This is a genomic window from Paenibacillus sp. sg306046, from assembly GCF_059821225.1.
In genome coordinates, this window is record NZ_JCAMRT010000002.1 from 19,387 (window position 1) to 39,279 (window position 19,893).

Below are 19,893 nucleotides of genomic sequence, written 5' to 3' on the forward strand. Positions count from 1 at the left end.
CTGAAGCACAGAGAGGATGAGGGATACATGAATGAAAAGAAAATCATCAGGTGGCTGGGCATGATGTGCTTGCTGGCCGGTATTACACGTATGGGGATGACGCCGGCCGCCTTGATCTGGGGAACGGACAGCACGCAAGAGCTTATTTGCGGTTTGATCGCTTGTATGCTGATGTCGGCAGGTACGATTGTTACGTATATGGTTCAATCGAAGGAGACTGGAGTTACGGGCTTTGTGACGACCATGGCTATTATTTTCGGCAACTTGTTCACGACCTGCATGGTGTGGGCCGCTTTGGCTTCGGCAGAGCCGCTTGTAACCCCGGACAGTCCGCTGTTCACCTTCTCGCGTGTTTTTTCATTGGTCGGCTTTACTGGCGGGACGCTGCTTTTTGCCATACTCACTTACAGAGCCCATGTATTTCCGCGTTGGGTTCCCGTTTTATTTGTACTGATGATGGGCTCCATGGTGCTGCCGATTGAAGACAATAAATATTTCGCCTTGTTCTGGGGACTCACTTACGTAGGGATGGGGTATGCGATCTGGGCCAACAAGCTGAACCGGATGAGTTATTCGAGCCGAAGGGCGGTGAACGAGCTGGGATGAAAGCAGGCCGAGTGAAAGCCATTCGCAGGAAAGCAACCGTTTCGCTGGTCATGCTCAGCTTTTTGACAGGCGTGATCACGCCGCTGCCGCTGCTTCCGGCCAGCCGGACGTATGCCTTCGCTGATCTGCCTGCCTCTTCCGTTGGCGCTTTGGGCGGAGCGCGCGAGGAAGCGCAGGTCATAACCGAGCAGCTGGCGCAGGTGACAGCTGCGACTTATTCGCCGGAGCCGCCGGTTTATGGGGGGCTTGATCCGCTGAAGGCGGCGCTCGCCAAGCCGGTCCCGCCTCAGCTGGACCCGATTCCGGCGTTGACCAATGAATTATCCGTACAAGTGGCGGGAACCGCTCCGCTTCATGCAGCTGTAACCGTCGTGTACAGCATGGACGGCGGGGCTGAAGTGACAGCAGGAACGGTGATGGCTGACGGTACAGCCGGCAGCGAGACGGGGTCCTTTCGTCTGACGGTTCCGCTGCCGTCGGAAGGGAGCTACGTCATAGCCGCCACGGCAGCGCTGGGAGGCTTGACGAGCGACCGATCGAATGAGCTGAAGCTTGACGTTGACCGGACGGTTCCTAGCGGCCCGTGGGAGATTTCCTGGTCCAATCCCGCCTATGATCAAATTGAGCTGAAATGGCAGCCGCGGACGATTCCCAATCCTGACGGCTCAGGCACGTATATCCCCGATCCGGACATTGACCGCTACCTGGTCGTCCGCAACGGACAGCCGCTCAAGGAAACGAAGCTTCCTTATCATCTGGAAACGGAAGCGGCTCCGATGACTTATTTCCGTTATGAAATTTATTCCCTCGATAAGGCGGGCAACCGGTCGGAAGCGTATATGGAGCTGCTTACGGCAACTCAGCATCCGCATGCGAAGCTGCTTGTGCAGGCACAGGATACGTTTGAAAACCGGGAGTCGTTCTGGCGAACGGTCATCAGCGAGGACGGCTCAACGATTGCGTTTCTATCCAATGATGCCGCACTGCCGGGCGCTAATGAGGAGCAGCCTCATGGCTTGTATGCCATATGGACCGCTACCGGGCAAATCATCCGGGTTGGCGAAGCGCCGGACCGGTACAGCTCCAGCGAGCTGGTTGATCTGATCGGCTTGAGCGCTGACGGCCGCTATATCGTCTATGCTCCCCCGCAGGACAGTGAAGGCCATACCGCGCTCCTGCGAACGGATCTGCAAACCGGGGAATCGGAGACGATCATCGAGCTGAACGGAGCGGCGGAGTCGATCTCGTTAAGCGATGATGCGAGTCGGATTGTGTTTGCGAGCGCCGCTGACAACGTGGTGAGCGGGGACACAAAGGGTACCCTGGATGTATTTGAATACGATGACGCAACGAAGCAGGTCAGACGGATCAGCGCGGGGGCGGGGGGCATGCAGGCCAACGGCGCGAGCGATCAGCCTGTCATTAGCGGCAACGGCCGCTATATCGCGTTCAGATCGGACGCCTCCAACCTTACAGGTGAAGCGATGCCGAGCGAAATCAGCCGCTTGTACAGGTATGCTACGGCTACCGGGCAATTGGAGCTGATCCCTGTCAAGGATGGCAGCGGCTCCGAGCAGCATGCGAGCTATCCGAGCTTGTCGCGCGACGGCGACTTGATGGCCTACATGGCAGCAAAGCCAACGGGAGAAGGCCGTGTCTTCGTGCTGGATCTGCAAACGGGCATTCATCAATTGCTCCGCGATTTCCCGAGCAGCCTCGGCATCTGGCAGAAGCATCCCGAGCTGAGCGCCGATGGCAGGTACGTCACCCTGGAGTACGAAAACTTCAATCAATTCGGCAACGCGGCTTCGGAGCCGTTTGATTCCAGACAGGGGGCGATGCGCTTCGATCGCGAAAGTCAGGCATGGCGGCAAATCGGCAACCGAGCGCTGGCGACGACCGGCGTTGATTTGAGCGCCACAGGGAATCAGGCGGTTTTTCTGCAAAACGGAGCGGCGCTGTACGTCCAATGCTTCGAGCGCTGCGGACAGCAGGAGCCTGAGCCGGAAGGCTCGATTCATCAGGTCGGCTGGTACCCGGAGCCGTCCGTCCATGGCTTGCCGCTGCCGGGCAGCCGGATCGTGATACAGGCGTTCGGAACGAAGGGTCAGCGTCTGCAGGCCATGCTGCAATATAAGGACCGTTCCGGCGCGCCGAAGGAGAAACAAGTGGAGCTTGCCGCGTCGGTCGGCTTTCCAGCGGAGTATAGCGGATCGGCTCTGCTGCCGCAGGAGGCTGTAGAGCTGACTGCGATCCGGGTACGCAGCGTCACAAACCCCGCCGTGTCGAAGGACGCCGATTTCTTGCCCGCGGCCGTCGCGGGGCAGCTTCAGGTGAAGGTGCATTCGGACTACGCGGCTGAGCTGCGCGGCTCCTGGCTGATGCTGTGGAGCGAAGCGAACGGCTACGGCAGCAGCGTCATGCTCAAGGAGGAGCTGGAAGTCAGCCTCGCGGCAGGCGCAGCTTCGGATTACAAGCTGAAGGTGCTCGACGCCGCCGGGAGATTGCTGCTCGAATACCCCGAACCGATCATCCTGGCGAGCGCGACGGAGACGGCGCTTGAGCTTCGGGTAAATCCGTCCGCAGGAGTAGCTGTGCTTGTTAAAAGCGAGGACGGCGTGGGGTTTGTTCGCGGAGCCAAGGTCGATTTGCTTGATCTTGACGGCTTCCTGCTCAGCACAGCTCAAAGCAGCTATTCGGGCGAGGCGCATTTTCTCGGAGCTTATTCGGCAGGCCGTCAGCTGCAGGTCCGCATCACCGCTCCGCCGCCGTTCATCAGCCCGCCGATTAGGACGTACACGCTGGTTCCCGGCGTGAACCGGTTTTCGCTGGAGCTGGAGACAACGAGCTTCGGCAGTCTCCAAGGGGTTGCCACAGGGCCTGACGGTACGCCTGAAGCGGGGGTCCGCGTCGTCCTGACCGAGCCGTGGGGAGGCTCGCTGAGGGAAACGGTGACCGATGCGCAGGGCCGGTACAGCCTCCGTGCCAGCGCCGGCGCCCACCTCCTCCAGGCGGAGCGGAACCGGCCTCCTTTGATCCGGACGGAAAGTCCGATCTGGGTGCAGCTCCAAGCCGGGCAAACCGTCGACGCGAATGTATCGCTTGTGCGCCGGGGACCGGGGAATCTGACGATTCATGCCTGGATGAAGCTGCTGGATGAGGACTGGAAGCGGATCGAAATTCCGGATTGGCGGACAGCGGTTCATTATGACTTGACAGCGACAGGAACAGGGAACAGTCTGGTGTACCGCACGTCAGAGCTTCGGCATAATGTGCTGCCCTTGACCGGAACGCCGGGGGAGCGGCTGCAGGTTTGTATGAACGGAACCGAGGCCGGACTTCAATCCGCTTGCTCGGAGGTCACGCTTGATGAATACCGCAGCGGTACCGTCGAGCTTCGTTTGGAAGAGAAGGCCAGAATTACGGGGAAGCTGACAGGCGAGCCGAGCTATAACGGATTCCGCGTGTATGCCAGCAAAATCAACGGTCAGCAGGCCGGCTATGTGCGCGGAGTGCTGGTGGATGCGTCAGGCCGCTTCTCGATCTCGCTGCCGCAAAGCGGCCGGGTGGAGCTGCGAATCGCCCGCGATTCCTGGCTGCCCGGCAGCTCCAAAACGTATTCGCAGCGGGTGGAGGTCGCGGATGGACAATTGCTGGAGCTGCCGGACCTGACGCTTCCGGGAGGCGAGCTGTTCTACGGTCAGCCGGATAACGGTCTGAACGTCCAGGAGCTTACAGCCGCCAGAGGCAGCACGGTGACGCTGCGCGGCACCTACAAGCTTCCTCGCTCCCGCAGCAAGGTGGAAGGCGGTTATATCGGCATCGAGCCGCCGCTCGGGACCGAGCTTGTGCCGGGCAGCGTGCTGCTCAAGGGCAGCGCTGTTGAGCCTGCGGTCAGCCAGAGCGCCGACGGCGGTCTGCTATACAAAGTTCCGATAGGAACCATTTCGTCATTCGAGCCAGCGGCGGCGTTCAGCTACCGATTGAGGCTTGGCGCGGACGCAGCCGCCGATGTATTGGCCAAGGTGCGGATTGGGTACGGCGATTTGCAGGGGAACCGGGAGGAGCTGCTGGGCAGCTCCTGGATTCGCTTGCCGCAGCTGACGCTGGAAGCGCCGCAGCGCTCGCTGGCGCGTACGATTCAGGTTAGCGGCCGGGCCGCAGCGAACCAGACGGTAGCGATTTATGCCCAGGATCAGCTCGTTGGCCGCATTCAGGCGACGCCGGGGGGCTTGTGGCACACCTCGGTCACCTTGCCGGAGAAGCCGGGCGCGGGGGTATGGAACGAGACTTCGGCGTATACGCTGCTGGCCAAGACGGATTCGGCGGACGGAGAGCTTGTGTCCAATTCGGTCACCGTAACAGTTGACCCGGATCAGCCGATGATCACCAAGCTGACGATGCGGCAATCAGAAGGCGGCTCTGTCACGCTTAACCCGTCCGATGGCATGGCACGGTTTCCTTATGTTGTCGTGCCGGGCCTGCCGATCTTCGTAGAACTGGAGGCCAAGGAGCCGCAGCGCTTTACGAACATGAAGGTACGGATCGGCGAGCTGGAGGCTCCTGCTGTCTTTGAGCCAAGCGACGGCAAGTTCCATGCGATGCTCCAGACCGGCGCGAATCTCGGCACGGGGCTGTATGTGACCTATACGCTGCTGCCGGACCCCCGTGAATATAAGCCCGGGCTGCCGTCGGCGGAGGATTGGGAGGCAGAGAAGTCCCGAATGCCGGACATCTGGCGTACCGCGTCGTATGAGCTGCTGCCGGATGATTCGGCTGAAAATCCGTTTCCCTCCGTTCAGTCGCTGGCTGATGACGGGTTTATCCATTCCCCGACGGTAAAAATCAGGATGGATGAGCGTGTGAAGGAAACGGCGTATTTCCGGCTGTCTGCCAAGGCGGCCAGCGCTGCTGGAGGAACCGGCAAGTCGTTTCGCGACGTTCGGGTTCAGGTGGATGAAGCGGCCGGCAGGATTGAATTTGAAGGCACGGTGCCGGTGTCCATGCTGACGGGCGAATCGACCGCCTTGCTCAAGGCGCTGGCGGGTACGACGGTTGCCGGGGAAGTCGGCGGGATTACGATCAAGGGTACGTTTAAAGTAGCGGGCACATTTAATAATTTGCGCAAATACGTGACTGACGGCTTGGATTTCGCGGAATACGCGGATCAGCTGAATGAATTTCAGGACTATGTCATCAACAGCGAATGCCACTTGCCGACGGTCAATGCTTACCTGAATTCCACGGAAAGGCTGTATGAGCGAGCCAAAACCAATTTGCTGCTGAAAAATGCGACTACCGGCCTGGCGCTCGTAGCAGGCACGCTAACGCTTGTTATTCCGCCGGTTGGCGGCGTCCTGATCGGTCTGGGACTTGCGGCTGCGGGCGAGATGGTTAAGCGGAACTGGAAAGAAGAGCTGGATCATTTGAAGGCGGAGTTTGAAAAGGAGAAGAAGTGGCGCGACGACATGGCCGATGCGGGTGCGATCGAACGGTGCGACAAACAGGACGACGACGAGGACCGGGAGGAGCGCCCGGAGCCGAAGCGTGAGGACGATGAAGGGAAGGTTGCCGATCCGGTCTGGATTTGGGACCCAAGCGGCTACACGTACGAAGCGTTGGAGGACAACAGGCTGGAGGGCGTAACCGCCACGCTTTTGAAACAAAATGAAGAAACCGGCGCTTGGGACATGTGGGACTCCGAATGGTACGGACAGCGCAATCCACTCATCACCGATGCGAATGGCCGGTACGGCTGGGATGTGCCTGAAGGCAAGTGGCGGGTTTTATATGAGAAGGACGGCTATTTGCCTGCCCGAAGCCGCGAGCTTACTGTGCTTCCGCCGCATCTGGACGTTAATATTCCGATGATTTCGGTCGTTCCGCCTCGGGTGACGGTCGTGGATGCGGTGTATGGCAAAGGGGTCCTGGTGACCTTCAGCACCTATATGCGTGTCGATTCGTTGCTGAACGGCGCTATCGTGATGGAAACGGCGGACGGAAGGCGCTTGGCCGGACGGATGGAAGCCGTTAACGTCAAGCAGGCTGCTGAGGGCGCGCTGCTTGCCAAGCAAATCCGCTTCTGGCCGGAAGCGGAAGTCACGGTCGGCAGCTCGTATACCATTACAGTAGCCCGCTGGCTCAGCAGCTACAGCGGAGTGCCGATGCAGGACGATTATTCGGCTGCCGTCACGTTGAAGCCGGGCGATTCTCCGGCTGCGGACGCCGCTGAAGCCGTGAAGGTCACAACCGGTCGCAAGCAGCTTGGCGTGCATTGGGCGGTTGGAAAGGGATTGGAGCCGGAGCAGTTTAAGCTGTACTGGCGGGTGAAACACAGCGGGGCCGCGTTTCAGGGGCCGATTGAACTGGCGGGTGCTTCCCGTGACTATGTGTTGAGCGGATTAGCTTCCGGTACCGCCTATGAAGTGCAGCTTACATCCGTTTCCAGCGATACCACGGGAGAATCGGCAGGAATTATGGCGGAAGGTGCAACCGTCGAGGAAGCAGCCTTAGTAGTAGATACCGTACCGGCGGGGGACGTGACGGCTCCGGCAGCGACTGCGGAGAAAAACGCCCTGCAAGTACGCTGGACGGACCCCGTCGATTCCGATCTGCGGAAGGTGCTTGTATCCTGGAAAAAGCATGGCGAAAAAACGTTCACGATGCCGTTGTATATGGAGCCCGGCGTCCAGCAGCTGCGGATTGACGGTCTGGAGCCGTCTACGGATTACGATATTCGCCTGATGACGGCCGATCGAATCTGGAATGTATCGGGCGGCGTCCTGCTGCAGGCGCGTACAGCCGGGGCCGGGACGGACAACGGCGGAGGCGGAGGCTCGTCGGGAGGCGGGCATGGATCAGGCGGGGGCGGCTCGTCGGGAGGCGGGTCGGGCGGCGGATCAGCGGTCAGCACGCCGCCGCCAGTAACCGAAGCGGAAGCATACGCTGAGGTTGGCCCGACGGCCGGAGCATGGAGCGGCTACGAGCAGCGGGTTCGTCTTGCTTACGAGGCCGGCACATTCAAGGCGGGAGACCGTCTGCTTGTCAAGCCTGCCCAGGTGTCCACGCTGCCGGCACGCTATAAGCCGTTCAGCGAAGCGTTTGCGATTCAGGCCGCTGCCGCCTCCGGCGGCCCTGCGAAGCCGCTGAAGCTCACGGTCCGGTATGCTCGGAGCCAGAACCCGAATTTGGATGTGCGGCAGCTGGCGATGTACCGCCAGGATACCGCCGATGCTAACCGCTGGGTGTATGTTGGCGGTGAGGCCGAAGCCGGGGAAGGCGCGTTGACGGCCGATATCACACAGCTGGGAACGTACAGGGTGATGGTATACGCGCATGAATTTGACGACTTGCGCGGGCATTGGTCCGAGCGTGACGTGCAGGTGCTGATCGCCCGACATTGGGTGGACGGGATGACCGAGCATGCCTTTGGGCCGGATCAGCCGCTGACCCGCGCGCAGTTTACGAAGCTGCTTGTCGAAATGGCTTGGAGACGCGAAGCCTCTCGGGAGCAGCCAGCTAGCTCTGCGTCTGCGGCGGCTGCAGCTGATGGTGCTGTGTCAGCTCCTGCGGCCTTTGCCGTGGCGCCCGCTGCGGATGCTCCGTTCCATGACGTCGCTCCGACGTCCTGGTACGCGCCGTATATCGCTTATGCGAAGCAAGCAGGGCTGGTTCAAGGCTCGGACGGCAGCTTCCGTCCCGATGATGCGCTTACCCGGCAGGAGCTTGCCGTACTGATCGTGCGCGCTGCCGGCTTGGAGCCGGGCGACAGCCGTACTGGAAGCGAGCCGAGCAAGCTGCTTGGCAAGGCGGAGGCCGGACACGGTACCGGGGCTGACAGCGCAGCCGGAACCGTTGCCAGCGTGGGCATTGCCTATCTGGACGCTGGGGAGATTGCCTCATGGGCAGCCGATTATGTAGACATCGCCAGCAGCAACGGCTTTATGGACGGCATTGGCGAGGGGCGCTTCGGCCCTGTCTTGCCTGCTACCCGAGCCCAGGGTGCGGCGCTTATGCTGCGGGTGATGAGCAAGCTCGGAGGATCAGGAAAGCAAGGCTGAGACAAGGCAATGAAAAAAGTCATACTTTGAAAAGCTGCGCCCCGCCAGACTGGCTGGCGGCGCAGCTTTTTTAGTTTACGGCATGTTCGAGTGCTCAGCGAAGCTGAGGGATTCAATGCATCGCAAGACTTAGCTCCCGCTTAAAGCATGCATGAAGCTTCGTCGCAAGTGCTGCGGTCCACGCACAAATAGTCGGCCATTTCGGCGCGGGAAAAGGGGATATCGAACGGGTTTTGCCCGGCATGCCGCATCTGCGTATGCAGAAACGCTTCGACCTTCTCCCGCGTCGTCCGGTAGCCGATACAGCTTAGCTTCTCATGCAGCAGCAGCGTTTTGCGGCTGATGACCCGTAGCATGTTTTTCATCAGTCTCGTTTGCAACGGGCAGCTGGAGGTGCCGTCTGTGAAGATGCTTCTGAATTCCAGCAGCAGCACAACGGTTCGCGCGCCTGCCGTCAGCGTCAACGGGCTGCCTGCAGCCGGGGCGCTGATGAATGCTTCCCCGAACAGCTCGGACGGCAGCAGGCAGGACAAAATATTGCGCTGCCCGTGCAGGTCGGTCGTCATCGCTTGCACCTTGCCGGCCAGCACGACCCCGACATAACCGAGGTCATCATCCGGCTGTGCGATCGTTTCATCTTTGCCGTAAGGCTTGACGATCGCGCCAAGGCAGCTGAACAGCAAGCCCAGCTCCTCGAAGGTAATATTTTCGAGCAAGGGGGGATCGGCGAGAAGTGTGTGAAATCTTTGCATCGTTATCCACTCCGTTGTAAATACAACCGACTTGATCGTGCTTTTTGACGAGGGTGTGTCTTAAAACTCCGCAGGGTGCGAATTTGTCGGGCGGCCAGCGGCTGCGGCTCGCTTTGGCCCGGGCGCTGCTGCATGACAGCGATCTGTACGTGTTCGACGAAGCGACTTCAAATGTTGATGTGGAGAGCGAGCAGAAAATTATGGATGTCATTTATGCGCTGGCGGGCCGCAAAACGATTGTGCTGAATTAATTTATTTTGGAGTCGGAATAGCGGCAGCCGCATTCCCCCGTCCGGGCTGGACGGGGAATTTTTGCGTTCTGTCCGCCCATAGAGCTTGTGCCAAACGAGCGCCGACTTGTCAATTTACGTAACCACTCGTATACTTGGAGCCAACAGGCAACGATGAACCAAGGAGACACGATGGGCATGCTCAATTGGATGATGCGCAGCATCCGGACCAAGCTGATCGTCAGCTTTATCGGCGTCATTTTGCTGCCGCTGATGCTGCTGATCTATATTTCGTACCGCAACTTTGCCCACGAGCTGGAGCAAAGCTATATTGCCAACAACACGGTTATTTTGAAGCAGCTCAACAGCCGGCTGGACGATTACTTGATCCAGCTTGAACAGATCGGGCTGACCTTTTATTCCGATCTGCTGTTTTCTCAGGAATACCAGATGGCGGACAATGCCTTCATCCAGCATAACCTGAAGCTGCGGAAGCTGATGAGCTTGTACCTGGCCAGCAAGGAAACCAACTCGGTGCTGTTTTACACGCCGTCCATCCAGGAGCTGTATGTCATCAATAGGGCGCTGAATACGTCTTTCCTGAATGCGCAGGCGATGGAAAACAAGGACTGGTACCGGCACGCCATCTCGTCCCAGGACAATCTGGTACTGGAGCCGGCTCACCGGCTGGAGGGTTATCCGGCGGAATACCGGATTAACGCCGGAACGCCCGTTTTTTCGCTCACCCGGCTGATCAAAGGTTATTCGCCTGAAATCGGCGTGCTGACCATCAACTACGAGCTGACGCGGCTGGAGCGGATCAGCAGCGAGGGCATCCTGAATCCCGATGAGGAGGTCAGCCTGTGGAATCCGCAGGGCAAGCTGATCTACAGCTCGAATCCGCAGATCGCGGAGCTTGACCCCGGCCTGCTGGCCCGCCTCCAGGCGGAAACGCAGCCGGCAGGCTTTTTCCAGTTCACGGAGGCGGGCAGCGGTGAAGCTAAGCTGATGGTTTACGCCCGGTCCGAGCATAACGGCAATTTGCTGTGCAAGCTGATTCCGGTGCATGTCATTGTCGAGCAGGCGGAGAAAACGCGGGCGATTAACCTGCTGCTCGGCTTGGCGATCATTCTTATTTTGATCGGGACGACCACCTATATTTCCTTCCGGCTGACGCGGCCGCTGCTCAAGCTCAGGCGGTTTATGGTGAAGGCCGGGGAGGGAAACTTCCAGATGCCGATTGCGGTCAGCCAAACCGATGAGATCGGACAAATCTCGCATGCGTATAACCGGATGATTCAGCAGATTGATACGTTGATTACCGAGAAATACAAGATGAAGCTGATTAACCAGGAATCGCAGTGGAAGGCGCTGCAGGCGCAAATTAATCCGCATTTCATGTACAATACGCTGCAGACGATCAGCAGTGTGGCGCTGGATGAGGGCATCGACGAGCTGGTCAGGATGACCCAGTCGTTGTCCGATATGCTGCGGTACAGTCTCAAGCCGGGCGAGCTGGCGACGCTGGACGATGAGCTGCGGAATGTCAGCGACTATTTATTTATCCAGACGTGCCGCTTCGAGGACCGGCTAACGAGCAGGATTGACGTGCCCGAGACGATTCGTCATTTGCAGCTGCCGAAGCTGCTGCTTCAGCCACTGGTGGAAAATGCGATTATTCACGGTCTGGAGCCGGCGAAGCATAACGGCGACATTGTGCTGCAGGCCGGGCTGGAGCAAGGGGAGCTGTGGCTGCGCATCCGCGATAACGGCGTTGGCATCGCTCCGGACGTGCTGGCCGCGCTGCAGGACAGTCTCGATTCCCCGGACCTGCTGGAGCTGGACAAGCGGGACAGCATCGGCATCCTGAATGTGCGTCAGCGGCTGTACTTGAAGTTCGGCCCCGACTGCCGCATGCGGATACAGAGCAAGCCGGGCGAAGGAACAACCGTCGAAATTTCCATACCGATAGCGCCAGCCGTACCGAAACCAGCATCGACCGCAGCAACGCCGACCGCAGCAACACCGACAGCAGCAGGCTCAGGCTCATGAACGAAAGGATGTCCGTCATGCATACAGCTATATTGGCAGATGATGAACGCAGAGTGCGCAGCGCAATCCGCAAGCAGGGAGACTGGGAGCAGCTTGGCATCCGGATCGTTCTGGAAGTACAGGACGGGGACGAGCTGTGGGCAGCCGTTGAGGCGGAGCCGCCGGATCTGGTGCTGACCGATATGCGCATGCCGGGATTAAGCGGGGCTGAGCTGATCCGCAGGCTGAGCGAGGCGTACCCGGCCGTGAAGCTGATCGTGATCAGCGGCTATGACGATTTTGCCTACATGAAGCAGGCGATCTCCTCGCGGGTTGTCGATTACTTGCTGAAGCCGGTTCATCGCGATGCGTTAAACGACGCGCTGCGGAATGCGGTCAAAGAAATCGCCGCCCGCAAGGACGAGCAGCAGACCAGCCTGATGGTGCAGCAAAAGCTGAATGAAAGCTTGCCGCTGCTGAATGAAAATATTTTAAATCAGTTTTTGACCGGCTCGCGAGCCAGCGAGGAAGCGTTCGTTCGCTGCCTGGACATGCCGCAAGGGCTGGAGTCCGAGCCGAGCTTCACCGTGATGGTGCTTGTGATCGAAAATTTTCAGGCTGTCGCAGACCGGCGGTTTCGCTCCAATCCGTATTTGCTGCTGTTTGCCGTGGTAAATATCGCCGACGAGCTTATGGCCGGTCTCGGCAAATCATTCCGCAGCCGGCAGCAGGACAGCGAGCTGCTGCTTATTTTCTACAAGCCGCTGGCGCAGGAGGCGTTCGCCCGGCTGCTGGCCGACATGAGCGACCAGCTAAGGCGGCTGCTGGACGTGGCGGTGCTCGTCGGCGTCGGCGGCTCGTATCCGGCGCCGCAGGACGTGCGGCATTCGCTGAATGAAGCCCGCGCGGCGCTGTCCCAACTGAATGCGATGGAGGAGCGGCAGCGGGTATCGTTTTACGACAAGCTGCAGCTGCAGACCCGATCCCCGCAGCTGCAGCCGGGCAGCAGGGAGAAGCAGCTTGGAGCGGCGATGGATACCGGCAACATGGCGTTTATTCGCCAGACGGTCGAGCAGGTTTACCAGGAGCTGGGTCAATCCGATTACCGGAGCATTACGCATGTGCGCAAGCTGAACGCCGATTTGCTGTACCAGCTGGAGCGGCTGGTCGATACGATGGAGGACAAGCCGGCCTTCATCAGCGAGCTGACGTCGCTGCGGCACAAGATTGCAAGCGAGCTGAATTTGCAGTTCGTCCAGAGCTGCGTGCTGGCCTTCATGGATGCCGTCTCCGGGCAGGAGATGAAGCAGCGCAAGGAGCGGAAGGTCATCTACGACATCCGCGACTATCTGGAGCAAAACTATGCCCGCAAGCATTCGCTGAAGGAGCTGTCGGACACCTTTTTTCTCAGCAAGGAGTACATCTCCAAAATGTTCAAGGAAGAATTCGGCACCAACCTGTTCGAATTTATCGCGTCGCTGAAGATCGAGCGGGCCAAGCTGCTGCTGACCTCGGGCGATGCGAAGCTGCGGGAAATTGTCGATGAGCTGGGCTTCAATGATGAAAGTCACTTCAGCAAGGCGTTCAAGAAGCATACCGGCCATTCGCCCCGCGCTTACCGGGACCAGTTCAAATAAGCAGCTGAATAGGGATGCGCAGCAAGTCAAGCTCCGGCCGCCGGAGCTTTTTTGCCGTTTTGTTCAAGGAAGTACAAGTGTACCGCAAGCGTGTACATGTTTATTTTCCGCTATTCCTCTTAAACTAAGATCATCATCCACTAGAGAGGGGTTTATCTACATGAAAAAGAGCTTCAAAACGTTACTGATCGCTTCCGCAGCATGTCTGATGCTCGCAGCCTGCAGCTCCGGCCAGCCTGCGGCGGACAACAGCGGAGCGGCCCCGGCGACCAAGCCGGTTAAGCTGAAATTTCTGACCCAGGTCGTCGATTACCCGAAATACCAGGATCAGATCAACGAAGCGCTGCATAAAACGCATCCGAACATTACCGTTGAATTCGACCATGTGTTCGATAACTACGACTCGGTGCTGAAGACGAAAATCGCAACCAAGGATGCGCCCGATCTGTTTAACTACGCCGGTTACCTGGCCATGAAGCCGTTTGTGGACGCCGACCAGCTGCTGGACCTGACAGGCGACAAAATTGAAGAAGGCATTTTGCCCGGCTTCCGGGACGGCGGCAAATATAACGGCAAAACGTTCGCCATCTCGACCCAGGTGCTCGGCTACGGTCTGATTTACAACAAGCAGGCGTTTAAGGAAGCGGGCATCAGCGCGCCGCCGCAAACGTTGACCGAAATGAAGGACGCGGTAGAGAAGCTGAAAAAGGTCGGCATTACCCCGTTTGCCTCCGGCTTCAAGGATGTGTGGCTCAGCTACCATATGTTCTGGGCGATGCAGGGCGCGACGCTGGACAACTTCCCGCAATTTTACGATGACATGAATACAGGCAAGGTGACGACGAAAACGGACCGGCTCGTGAAGGCGTTCGAGCTGTTCGACATCTACAATGCCAATGACGGTCAAAATCCGCTGTCGAGCGACTTCTCCAATATGAGTCATCTGGTCGGCACGAAAAAGGCCGCGATGGCGATTCAGGGCGTCTGGTCGTATGAAGAGCTGGTCAAGCTTGATCCGAAGGTAGAGCTTGGATTGGCGCCGATTCCGGTCTCCGACGATCCGAAGGATGCGACGATGCTGGCGGACGGCGACGGCTTCATCTTTATCTCGAAGGATAGCAAGCATCCGGAGGAAGCGAAGCAATTCCTCAAGTGGATGGTATCCAAGGAAGGCGCGGAGGCTACGGTAGGCGGCATTCTCAAGCAGCAGTCCACGTCCGCCGCAAATCCGAAGGCCGAACTGAACGTACTCAGCGCCGATGTAGCCAAATATATCGCGGACGGCAAAAAAACACGCGGCTTCGTCATCAACTTCTGGCCGAGCGGCCTGGCCGATATTATCGGCAAGGAAATGCAGGACTACATCGCCAAGGGCAAGACGAAGGATCAGCTGTTTGAAAATATCGACGCCTCGTGGAAGAAGCTGTCCAAGCAATAAACCGGTCTGAATGAAACCTAGAGAAAACGACGCGGCTGAAACGGTCCGGCGAAGCAGGGCTGCCCCTGTCTCCCCGGACTGCCCAAGCCGTTTGGTTTAAGGAGAGAAACCCATATGGAAAGCAGCATGAACCGGAATGGCAGACAGGTCAGATCCCTGTTATTGTTCACCGCCCCTTTTCTCATTGTTTTTGCGTTGTTTTTCCTGTACCCGCTGGCCCGCGGCGTCGTCTTGTCCTTCACGGACTGGAACGGCATCGAGCGGGAGGCTGTTTTTAACGGTCTGCATAATTACATCGAGCTGTTTACGGACGACAGCCGGTTTCTTCACTCCTTGTGGATCACATTTGTTTTTACAGCATGTACAGTCGTTGTCTCGAATTTCGTATCGCTTGTGCTGGCGGTGCTGATCGAAAGCGGCGCGCGGTTTAAAAACACGCTGCGCACGTTGTTTTTCCTGCCCTATGTGTTCAGTCTCGTCGTAGTTGGTTTTACGTGGAAAATTATGTACATCGAAATCATTCCCGATATCGCCAAGCTTGCGCCTGTGCTGGAGTTTCTGAATCTGGATTATATCGGCAACCCGCATCTGGCGTTGTATTCGGTTATTGTGATGAACATCTGGTTTGGCGTCGGCTATTATTTGATTATTTATTTGGCAGGCATTCAGACCATCGACAGCAGCGTGATGGAGGCGGCTTCGCTTGACGGCGCAACCGGCTGGACCCGGTTCAAGTCCATTACCGTGCCGCTGCTGATGCCTTCGATTTCCATCTGCGTCTTCACCAGCATTACCAGCTCGCTGAAAATTTTCGATGCCATCTTCGTGCTGACGGGCGGGGGTCCGGGCTACGCGACCGAGTCGATTGCGCTAAACATTTACTATGAAGCATTTGGTTCGGCGAACCGCTTCGGCTACGGAATGGCCAAATCCGTCGTGCTTGGCATCATCGTTCTGATCATTTCGTACTTCCAGCTGAAATTTTTCAAGTCCAGGGAGGTTGAGGCGTAATGCGGCAGTCCAGATCGAACCCTCTGCTGGCTATTTTCCTGCTCGTGCTGCTGGTGCTGTATTTGTTCCCGGTGTATTTGATTGCTTTGAACTCGTTTAAGCCGTTCCGGGAAATATTTGAGTCGTTTCTCGCGTTTCCGAAGACGCTGTACTTTGACAGCTATGTGAAGGCGTGGGCGTCCACCAATTTCGCGACGGCGTTTAAAAATAATGTGATCATTACAGCTGCGTCCGTCGTCGGCGTCATTCTCGTCGCGGCGCTGGCCGGGTACAAGCTGTCCCGCGACCGAAGCAAGCTGAGCTGGTTTATTTACTTGCTGTGCACGTTCCCGTTTCTGATACCGTTCTACACGTATATGATTCCGCTCGTCCAGCTGTCCAAAACGCTGCATATTACGAATAACCCGCTGGGACTTTCGCTTATTTATATGTCGACCGGCAGCTTTGCCGTTTTCCTGTTTCATGCGTTTGTGAAAAGCATTCCGCGTGAAATTGACGAGTCGGCTTATATGGACGGCTGCTCCGAGGTCGGATTTTTCTTTAAAATTATATTTCCGCTGCTCAAGCCGGCGGTCAGCAGTGTGGCGATTTTGTACGCGCTCTGGACGTGGAATGATTTCCTGCTGCCGTTTCTGGTGCTGACGGATAAAGAAGCCGCCACGCTGACGATCAACATCTACAAGCTGTTCGGCAAGTTCGGCAGCGACTGGGATATTATTACGGCAAGCCTGATGTTATCGTCGCTGCCGATTGTGGTGCTGTATATGGCGCTGCAAAAGTACATTATCAGCGGCGTTGCGGCAGGCGCTGTGAAAGGCTAAACATGGCGCGCCGCGCCGCGGTGAAGCGATCCGTGAGGAGAAGGAGCATGTATATGCAGATGTGGAGTCCTGACAACTATTTGGCCGGGCTGTATGCGGCGACGTGGGCGGACAGCCTGGAGCAGACGGGCAAGCTGCTGCCGTTTGCGGACCGCCAGCAGCAGCTTAGGACGCGGCTGGCGGATGCGCTCGGCGCGTTTCCCGCGCAGCGGGAGCCGCTGCAGCCGGAGCTGCTGGAGCAGTTCGATCATGGCGGACTGGTGATCGAGAAGCTGGCTTATACGACGTATGCGGGCCTTCGGGTTCCAGCGTATGCGCTGTATCCGCAGCAGCGGTCGGACGGGGTGCGGCTGCCTGCCGTGCTCGCCTGTCACGGACACGGCATCGGCCAGCGCGCGGCGCTGGGCATGAACCCGGACGGTACCTTCGCTGATGAGCCGGGCATTCATAACCGGTTTGCAGTGGAGCTGGCCCGGCGCGGGATGTTTGTGCTCGTGCCGGAAATCATCGGCTTCGGCGACCGCAGGCTGCGCAAGCAGGTGGAGGCCGGCTCATCCGCAGCAGACTACAGCTGCCTGCCGATTGCCTTGCAGCTGCTCATGTGCGGCATGACGATCGCCGGGTTCCGCGTGTACGAAGCGATGCGCGGGCTGGATCTGATCGCCGGCCGGCCGGAGGTTGACCCGGCGCGGATCGGCGCCTTCGGCTTCTCCGGCGGCGGGCTGATCGCGTCGCTGACGGCTGCGCTGGATGAACGGGTGCGCGCGGCCGTGCTGTGCGGCTATGCGAGCACGTTCAAGGGCAGCATTTTGCGCGAGCCGCATTGCGTCGATAATTATGTGCCCGGCCTGCTGCAGCTGGCGGAGCAGCCGGAGCTGCTCGGACTGCTTGCTCCGCGGCCGCTGTTTATCGAGGCCGGGGAGCAGGATGCGGTGTTCCCGGTTCAGCCGGCGAAGGAGGCGATTCGCCGACTGATCGCGATGTACGGACAAGCCGGTGGGGCTGGGCGGCTGGACTTCGATATCGCTCCGGGCGGACATGAAATTAACGGACGCCGGTCATTTGACTGGCTCACGCAGCAGCTTTCCGAGGAGGGGGCAGCAGGACGGGAGGCGCAGCGGGGATGATCGTAGCGGCAGACGGGAGCGGGGATTTTACCCGCATTCAGGACGCGATTGACCAGATTCCCGAGGACAACCGGGAAAGGGTGATTATTGAAATCAAGCCTGGCATTTACAAAGAAAAGTTGAATATCCAGAAGCGCTGTATTACTCTTAGAGGAGATAACGCTTCCAGCACGATTCTGACTTATGATGATCACGCCCGTAAAACGTTCAGCGACGGCGAGCTGTATCATACGTTTCATTCCTATACGATTTTTATCGGAGCGGATGATTTTACTGCCGAGCACCTGACCTTTGAAAACAGTGCGGGGCCCGGCGAGCTTGTCGGACAAGCAATTGCGGCGTATGTGGACGGCGACCGGGCTGTGTTCCGCAACTGCCACTTTCACGGGCATCAGGATACGCTGTTTACCGGGCCGCTCCCTGAAATTCCCTTCGACCGGCCGACCTTCGGCGGACCGAGGGAGGGTGCGCCGCGTGTCGTCGGCCGCCACTATTACGAGCATTGTTACATCGAGGGCGATATTGATTTTATTTTCGGCTCGGCCATCGCGGTGTTTCACGGCTGCGAGATTTTCTCCAGGCAGCGGCCGTCGGCGGACGGCGCACACGGCTGGGTGACCGCCGCTTCGACGCCGGCCGACTCGCCGTACGGCTACGTGTTCCTGAATTGCCTGCTGACCGGCGATGCCCCGCCTGACAGCGTTTACCTGGGGCGGCCATGGCGGGCTTATGCCAAGACGGTGTTTGTCGATTGCTGGCTTGGCCCGCATATTAAGGCGGAGGGCTGGGATAACTGGGGCAAGTCCGAAGCCGAGCGGACTGCCTTCTACGCAGAAGCGGGCAGCTGCGGGCCGGGCGCGGTCGCCGAAGGCCGGGTGCCCTGGGCCACCCGGCTGTGCGGGAACGAGGCGGCCGAATATACGGCGGCGTCCGTGCTGGCCGGGCAGGATGGCTGGAAGCCGTTAAACGATTAAGGAGGGTACACCTTGAGTACAGTTTGGTCAGTCGCGATGTCGGATTCCTTTATGCAGCAATACCCGCTTGTTTCGGATATGCCGTTTCAAAAACGCAGATGCTGGAATTATGAGAATGGATGCATCCTGACGGCGCTGCAGCAAGTATGGCGCAAGACGGGCGACGAGAAATATTTCCGCTACATCCAGGAAAATATGGACTTGTTCATTAAAGAGGACGGCAGCATCGACACCTATTCGCTCAATGAATATAACGTCGATATGATCAACCAGGGCAAATCGTTGTTTCTGCTGTACGAGCAAACCGGCCAAGAGAAATACCGCAAGGCTGCCGAGAAGCTGGCGGCTCAGCTGAAGGGGCATCCCCGCACCAGCGAGGGCGGCTTGTGGCATAAGAAAATTTATCCGTTCCAGATGTGGCTGGACGGCGTGTATATGACGTCCCCGTTTTTGTCGCAGTTCGCGAAGGCGTTCGACGAGGCTGAATGGTTCGATGACATCGCCAACGAAATTTTGCTGATGGAGCGCGTCTCGCGCAGCCCGCAGACCGGCTTGCTGTACCATGGCTGGGACGAAAGCAGAGAAGAGCGGTGGTCGAATCCGGAAACCGGCTGCTCGCCGCACTTCTGGGCCCGCGCAATCGGCTGGTATATGATGGCTGTCGTGGATGTGCTGGACGACCTGCCGGAGGATCATCCGCAGCGCGGCCAGATCATCGGCATCTTTTACCGCTTGTCCAAGGCGGTTGTCCGCTTCCAGGACGAGGAGAGCGGTCTCTGGTACCAGGTGATGGACCATGGCGACCGGAGGGGCAACTATTTGGAAGCGTCCGGCTCGGCGATGTTCACTTACGCGCTTGCGAAGGGCGCCAATCTCGGGTATTTGGACGGCTGGGCGTATAACGCCGCTGTTCGCGGTTATGAAGGGCTGCTGAATCGTTATGTCGAGAATGACGAGGACGGCTCCTTGCATCTGAACGGCATCTGCAGCGTGGCCGGACTTGGCAATACGCCATACCGCGACGGCTCCTTCGAATACTACATCAGCGAGCCGACGCGCCGCGACGATCCAAAGGGCTTTGCGCCGTTTGTGCTCGCATGCCTGGAAATCGAGAAGCGGCAAGCTTAGCTTCCGAAGACTCCATCACTTGTGTAAGAAAAATAGACGCCCTTGGTTCCAGTAGCCTGAGCCAGGGGCGTCTTTTCG

At 58.4% G+C, this 19,893-nt stretch carries 12 protein-coding genes; 11 read left to right on the forward strand and 1 reads right to left on the reverse strand.

The genetic code is table 11. From position 1 onward, the window contains the following. Nucleotides 1-27: 27 nt before the first annotated feature. Nucleotides 28-606: a hypothetical protein gene (locus AC6ROY_RS02120; protein WP_500098307.1), complete on the forward strand. Its 579-nt coding sequence runs from the start codon at nucleotides 28-30 to the stop codon at nucleotides 604-606. Continuing rightward, entirely contained in the window at nucleotides 603-8,666 is an 8,064-nt protein-coding gene (locus tag AC6ROY_RS02125; RefSeq protein ID WP_500098308.1) for an S-layer homology domain-containing protein, read from the forward strand. The genes AC6ROY_RS02120 and AC6ROY_RS02125 overlap by 4 nt, the downstream gene beginning before the upstream one ends. A 140-nt stretch (nucleotides 8,667-8,806) precedes the next feature. Here the strand turns inward: AC6ROY_RS02125 and AC6ROY_RS02130 are convergent, their stop codons facing one another. Then, complete coding sequence (locus AC6ROY_RS02130) at nucleotides 8,807-9,418, reverse strand: Crp/Fnr family transcriptional regulator (protein ID WP_500098309.1); 612 nt, start codon at nucleotides 9,416-9,418, stop codon at nucleotides 8,807-8,809. Nucleotides 9,419-9,471: 53 nt separating this feature from the next. Here AC6ROY_RS02130 and AC6ROY_RS02135 point away from each other — a divergent pair, with 53 nt between their 5' ends. From AC6ROY_RS02135 to AC6ROY_RS02175, 9 genes are all read left to right on the forward strand, one after another. Then, nucleotides 9,472-9,669, forward strand: a complete 198-nt coding sequence (locus AC6ROY_RS02135; protein WP_500098310.1) for an ATP-binding cassette domain-containing protein — start codon at nucleotides 9,472-9,474, stop codon at nucleotides 9,667-9,669. Nucleotides 9,670-9,822: 153 nt separating this feature from the next. Next, entirely contained in the window at nucleotides 9,823-11,700 is a 1,878-nt protein-coding gene (locus AC6ROY_RS02140) for a cache domain-containing sensor histidine kinase (RefSeq protein ID WP_500098311.1), read from the forward strand. Beyond that, a complete protein-coding gene (locus tag AC6ROY_RS02145; RefSeq protein ID WP_500098312.1) occupies nucleotides 11,697-13,316 on the forward strand; it encodes a response regulator transcription factor in 1,620 nt (539 codons plus the stop codon). Before AC6ROY_RS02140 ends, AC6ROY_RS02145 begins: the two co-directional genes overlap by 4 nt. Before the next feature lie 160 nt (nucleotides 13,317-13,476). Continuing rightward, complete coding sequence (locus AC6ROY_RS02150) at nucleotides 13,477-14,754, forward strand: ABC transporter substrate-binding protein (RefSeq protein ID WP_500098313.1); 1,278 nt, start codon at nucleotides 13,477-13,479, stop codon at nucleotides 14,752-14,754. A 114-nt stretch (nucleotides 14,755-14,868) separates the two neighbouring features. Further along, nucleotides 14,869-15,765 carry a carbohydrate ABC transporter permease gene (locus AC6ROY_RS02155; protein WP_500098314.1) on the forward strand — a complete coding sequence of 299 codons (897 nt, stop codon included), beginning with the start codon at nucleotides 14,869-14,871 and terminating at the stop codon, nucleotides 15,763-15,765. Beyond that, nucleotides 15,765-16,586, forward strand: a complete 822-nt coding sequence (locus tag AC6ROY_RS02160; protein WP_500098315.1) for a carbohydrate ABC transporter permease — start codon at nucleotides 15,765-15,767, stop codon at nucleotides 16,584-16,586. Before AC6ROY_RS02155 ends, AC6ROY_RS02160 begins: the two co-directional genes overlap by 1 nt. A 47-nt stretch (nucleotides 16,587-16,633) precedes the next feature. After that, the gene (locus AC6ROY_RS02165; protein ID WP_500098316.1) at nucleotides 16,634-17,713 is read left to right on the forward strand and encodes an alpha/beta hydrolase family protein; all 1,080 of its coding nucleotides are present in this window, start codon (nucleotides 16,634-16,636) and stop codon (nucleotides 17,711-17,713) included. Then, complete coding sequence (locus AC6ROY_RS02170; protein ID WP_500098317.1) at nucleotides 17,710-18,687, forward strand: pectinesterase family protein; 978 nt, start codon at nucleotides 17,710-17,712, stop codon at nucleotides 18,685-18,687. Before AC6ROY_RS02165 ends, AC6ROY_RS02170 begins: the two co-directional genes overlap by 4 nt. Before the next feature lie 12 nt (nucleotides 18,688-18,699). Beyond that, a complete protein-coding gene (locus AC6ROY_RS02175) occupies nucleotides 18,700-19,815 on the forward strand; it encodes a glycoside hydrolase family 88/105 protein (RefSeq protein ID WP_500098318.1) in 1,116 nt (371 codons plus the stop codon). Nucleotides 19,816-19,893 lie beyond the last annotated feature (78 nt).